This is a genomic window from Streptomyces colwelliae (assembly GCF_048158785.1).
In the GTDB taxonomy this organism is placed as follows: domain Bacteria; phylum Actinomycetota; class Actinomycetes; order Streptomycetales; family Streptomycetaceae; genus Streptomyces.
The window spans coordinates 1-4,730 of record NZ_JBLTJC010000573.1 but is presented as its reverse complement, the minus strand read 5'-3'; the positions used below and the strand labels follow the sequence as shown (position 1 = coordinate 4,730).

Below are 4,730 nucleotides of genomic sequence, written 5' to 3'. Positions count from 1 at the left end.
CGGCCGGGTCGTGGGCGGTGACCCAGAGGTGCTTGGTGGCGAAGGCCGCGCGGGCCGCCACCGAGGACCCGGGATCGGCGAGCAGTGCCGGCTTGCCCTCCGGGTGCAGCGCGTAGGCGACCGGCCGGGCGACGCGCTGGCCGTCGTACCGCTGAACGACGAACGGCTGGTCGGCGCCCTGCTGGAGCACTTCGGCGCGAGCACCGACGAGGAGGCCGCTCGGCTGCTCCGCAGGGAACGCGAAATCCGCACCCCGTCAAAGGAGTTGATCGCGGATCTCGTAGAACGCGCACCGTCCGGCGAGTTGGCGGCGGTCGTGGCGCAAGGCAGCCGCTCCGACCTCGACTCCTGGCTCTGGGGCCGGGACGTACTGGACCTGCTACGCGACGCAGGCCCCACCGCCACCCCGGGCCTAGCCGAACTCCTCCCCCTCCTAAGGCCGTTGCAGGCCCGCCAGTACTCGATCTCGTCGAGCCCGCTGGCCCACCCGGACCGCGTGCACCTCACGGTCGCGTCGGTGCGGTACGGAAGCCGGGACCGCCGCTACGAGGGCGTCGCGTCGACGTACCTGGCGGACCGAACGGACGGCGAGGGCACGACCGTTGGCGTCTACGTACAGCCCAACGCCTCCTTCGGCGTCCCGGCGGACGACGACGCCCCGATGGTCATGATCGGCCCCGGCACGGGCATCGCCCCGTTCCGCGGCTTCCTCCACGAGCGCGCCGCGCGGGGCGCGTCCGGCCGCAACTGGCTGTTCTTCGGCGACCGCCACCGCGAGACGGACTTCGTGTACGAGGACGAGCTGAGCGAACTCCGGACGCGCGGCGTGCTCACCGAACTGGACCTCGCGTTCTCCCGCGACCAGGCCGAGAAGGTCTACGTACAGACCCGGATGCGCGAACGCTCAAGGGAGTTGTACGGCTGGCTGGAGGACGGCGCGCACGTCTACGTCTGCGGCGACGCCTCGCGCATGGCGAAGGACGTGGAGGCGGCGCTGCTGGGTGTGGTGGCCGAGCAGCGCGGGCGCGGGGACGACGACGCGGCGGAGTACCTCGCGGACCTTCGGCGGGCCAAGCGCTATGTACGGGACGTGTATTGAGCATGGCGGACCACAACAACCCTTACGGGCACTGCTCGTTTGAAGGGTGCTGCGGCGCGCGGCGGAGCGGCAGCGTGCGGTTGATCGACGCGCGGATGCCGGAGCTGGCGCGGTGCCTGACGCTCTTCCAGTACGTCCAGGCGGTGACCGGAGGTCCGGTCGCCCGCATCGACCAGGCGGGCAGCTACGCCCAACCAAGCCTGCGCGGCGAGGCGTTCGCCGTCCGGCCGGGTTCGATCGCGCTGCGGCTCGACGCCGGCGGGATCGACACGGCGGTGGTCGCGCGGGACGGCGGTACGGACTCCGTGACGCTGCGCCTGCTCGACGCGGAGGGGCGGACCGTGCACCAGGGACGGCTGCTGTCCGACGGGGACCGGCTGCTGGCCGGCCTGGCGCCCACGATCCAGGCCGGTGCGCGGGCCGCCGTAGCGTCCACGCCTCCCGAGGTCCCGGCATGGGAGGACGGTGATCAACTGGCCCAGCTGGACGCGGTGTTGGCGGACGGAGGCCTCGCCACGCGCGCGGCCTTCGACCGCTACGACGGCGGCGAACACCGGCCCATCGAGGTGGACGTGGTGGCGTCGGTCCTCGACCACGTCTGCTCCGTCGGACTGCCCATCGGCGTCGCGGTGTTCGCCCCGGCGGCCATGCAGGCGTGCGCCGGCCGCGTCCACGTCACCGACCGGACCGTGGGCGGCCGGGTGTTCGCGGCGCTCGCGGAGAGTTCGGTGGAGATCGACCTGGCGGCCGTCCGGGCGTGCCGTCTCGTCCGCTCGGCGGCGGCGCACGGTCCGACCTCGGCACTCGAACTCGACGACGGGGACGGGCGATGCGTCGCGGTGATCACGCAGTTCGGGATGGTCGGGGAGGACGTGCACGGGGCGTGGGAGGACCTGGCGGCTTCACTGCCCGATGCCTAGCCGACACGGGCGGGCGGGGAGTGACCCCCCGACCGCCCCCGACCGCCCGCGTCAACAGATCTCGCCTGCTTCCGTGTCAGCCGATCTTGTCGGTGAAGCCCGTCGACAGGAACGTCTGGTGGGTTACCTTGCCCTTGCTGGGCCCGGCCGTCCACGTGAAGGTGTACTCCAGGATCGCGCTGGTCTTCGGGTCGACGATCACCTGGCCGAGGCTCTTGGCCTCCGCGAACTCAACTGCCGTACCACCGCGCCCAGTACTGTCCTTGACCTGGCCGAGCAGCTTGACGCCCTTCAGGCCGCCCATCGCCTTGAAGACCCCGGCCCGCAGTTTCGGGCTCGCCGGGGAGTCGGTGAGAAGGGTGACCGCCTGATCGAAGGGCGAGATGCTCTTGGGCCGCGGCGGGGACTGCAACAGGCCGAGCAACTTCCCCGAATCCGTGGTCAGTTGCCCAAGTCCCTTCCAGTCGAGGTCCTTCGGCCCGACCTGCCAGTCGGGCCGCAGCCCCTTCCGGTACGCCTTGCCGCCGTTGACGACGTAGTAGTCCATGGACTGCGAGATGTACGCGGTCCCGACCGTCGTCCGCGTCTTCCAGTACTTCCCCGACGAAGCCGACTGGCCGGCGGCCACCGTGGAGATGTCGTCCAGGAAGACGGACGCGGTGTTCGCGCGCGCCTCGCTGTGCGTGCCGGTGCCCGTGCCCGCCGAGGTCGTGCCGTTGTTCGCGTACGTCACCACGCCGGTCGCCACCGCGGCTGTGGTCAGCAGCCCGATCAGGGCCCGGCGGCGCCCGGTCAGCCGCCGGATCGGCGTCACGGTGGCAACACCGACCGTCGTCCCCTCCGTGGCCACCGCCGCCTCGACCTCCGCCAGCACCCTGGCCAACGCCCGTTCCGACAGCGGCTCGACGTGACCCGCCGTCGCCAGTTCATCGGCACCGGGGAAGTCCAGCAGTGCGCCTCGCTCGTTCATACCGTTCGCCTTCGTGTCGTCGTACGTGCTCATGCGAGGTCTCCTGTCGCGGTCAGGTTTCGTCCCGCCGGTCCCGCCGGTCCCGTCGCGCGGGGCATCGTGAGGCGGTCGCGCAGTCGCCCCCGGGCCCGGTGCAGCCGCGAACGGGCGGTGCCCGCCGGGATGCCCACGACGGCGGCGGCCTCGGTCGGGGTGAGCTGCTCCCAGCTGATCAGGAGCAGCAACTCCCGCTCGTCGGCAGGCAGTTCGGCGAGTGCCCGTCGTAGCGCGGGGGCCATCGCGGCGGCGTCCAGCCGCTGGTCCACCACCTGCCAGGGGTCGGTGACATCCGGTCCCGGCGCGGGCTCTCGCCGTCCCGCCCGCCGCAGGTACTGGGCGAGCACGTTGTGGGCGACCCCGAACAGCCAGCCCCGCGCCGAACCCCGCGCGGGGTCGAACGTGCGCCGCGCGGCGAACGCCTGCAACCAGGTCTCGGCGAGCAGATCCTCCGACGCGGCGGGCACACGCCGGGCGAAGTAGCCGTACAGGGCGGAGGAGTGGGCCTTCACGAGGTGAGTGAAGGCCACCGAGTCGCCGTGCGCGGACCGCGTCAACTGGGCATCACTGTCGGTGTGTTCGACATCATGGCCGTGTTCGGCAGTGGTGCCGCGCGGGTCACTGTCGCGGCGGCGGCGGAGACCGCCACGTCGCCGGTTGCCCGGTTCATCTGGTGCATCCGGTTTCACCGAGTCTCCGTTTCCGACCGCCGGACGACGGTCTCACCCAGTACTTGTCATCGGACCCCGGATGCGTTCGGAAGCACCGGAAACAGGAGCCGGGCTCCGCCCTTCACCCCTCACCTCTCACCCCTCACTCCTCACCCTTCGCCCTCCACCCTTCGCCCTTCGCCCCGCCGGAGATCAGCAAAGCAGCCGCGGCCGCCACCGCCGCGGCGTAGAACGCGCTGCTGTACCCCGATTCCGTAGGCACCACCGAGCCGCCGCCGGCCGAGCCCGTGACGATCGCGGTGGCGAGCTGGGCACCCGCCGCGCCGCCGATGGTCCGGAGGATCGTGTTGACGCCGGTGGCCGCGCCCGTCTGCTCGGCGGGCACGGCGTCGACGACAAGCCCACCGAGCGACGCGAAGGCGAAACCGTACGCCGTCCCGAGCGCGGCTCCGGCCACCAGAAAGTCCCACAGCCGGTCGTGGACCGCTCCCAGCGAGAGCAGGGTCACGGCGGCAACTCCCGCGCCGATACGGAATGTTGTGGCATTGCCCGTGCGGGCCGCGAGCCGGGTGGAGACGGGTACGGCCAGCAGCATGCATACGGCCATGGGGGCGATGACGAGCCCGGTCCGCGCGGCCGAGACACCGAACCCGTATCCGTAGCCGCCGCCGTCCGGTGTCTGGACGAACTGCGGGATCAGCGTGACGGCCGCGAACATCGCCACGCTGATGATCACGGTGGCCGCGTGGACCGCCGCGGGTCCCCTGCCCCGCAGCAACCGCATGTCCAACAGCGGTGCGGTGGCGCGCAGTTCGGTGACCACGAAGCCGGCGCCGAGAACGACCGCGCCGCACAGGACGCCGATCGTGAGGGGCGCGGTCCACCCCCAGGTACGGCCCTGACTCGACAGCGCCCAGCAGCTCAAGTCCCTCTCCGCCCGGTACCGGTCCGGCAGCCCGTCCACGTCGGCAACGGCCTGCCCCTTCTCGGCCTCCGTCCGCAGGTGGTACGCCGCCAGCAACGCGCCCAGCCCG

At 71.9% G+C, this 4,730-nt stretch carries 6 protein-coding genes; 2 read left to right on the top strand and 4 right to left on the bottom strand.

Translation table 11 applies throughout. The features are described from left to right. Positions 1 to 190: copper amine oxidase (locus tag ACNFOC_RS51110; protein WP_416965819.1), on the bottom strand; the 190-nt coding region annotated here is incomplete at its 3' end. Here ACNFOC_RS51110 and ACNFOC_RS51105 point away from each other — a divergent pair. After that, entirely contained in the window at positions 104 to 1,099 is a 996-nt protein-coding gene (locus tag ACNFOC_RS51105; RefSeq protein WP_416965818.1) for a diflavin oxidoreductase, read from the top strand. The two genes, ACNFOC_RS51110 and ACNFOC_RS51105, sit on opposite strands and share 87 nt — an antisense overlap. Before the next feature lie 74 nt (positions 1,100 to 1,173). Next, positions 1,174 to 2,019 (top strand): hypothetical protein, encoded by an 846-nt coding sequence (locus ACNFOC_RS51100; RefSeq protein WP_416965817.1) that lies wholly within the window; start codon positions 1,174 to 1,176, stop codon positions 2,017 to 2,019. Positions 2,020 to 2,095: 76 nt separating this feature from the next. Here ACNFOC_RS51100 and ACNFOC_RS51095 read toward each other — a convergent pair whose 3' ends face one another. The 3 genes from ACNFOC_RS51095 to ACNFOC_RS51085 all read right to left on the bottom strand — a co-directional run. After that, positions 2,096 to 3,022 (bottom strand): hypothetical protein, encoded by a 927-nt coding sequence (locus tag ACNFOC_RS51095; protein WP_416965816.1) that lies wholly within the window; start codon positions 3,020 to 3,022, stop codon positions 2,096 to 2,098. Continuing rightward, entirely contained in the window at positions 3,019 to 3,555 is a 537-nt protein-coding gene (locus ACNFOC_RS51090) for an RNA polymerase sigma factor (RefSeq protein WP_416965815.1), read from the bottom strand. Before ACNFOC_RS51090 ends, ACNFOC_RS51095 begins: the two co-directional genes overlap by 4 nt. A 283-nt stretch (positions 3,556 to 3,838) precedes the next feature. After that, on the bottom strand, positions 3,839 to 4,730 hold an 892-nt coding region (locus tag ACNFOC_RS51085), incomplete at its 5' end, for an MFS transporter (protein WP_416965814.1).

Coding starts and splice junctions, on each gene's coding strand:
- ACNFOC_RS51095 (WP_416965816.1), bottom strand. CDS start 3,022: ATGAGCACGTACGACGACACGAAGGCGAACGGTATGAACGAGCGAGGC.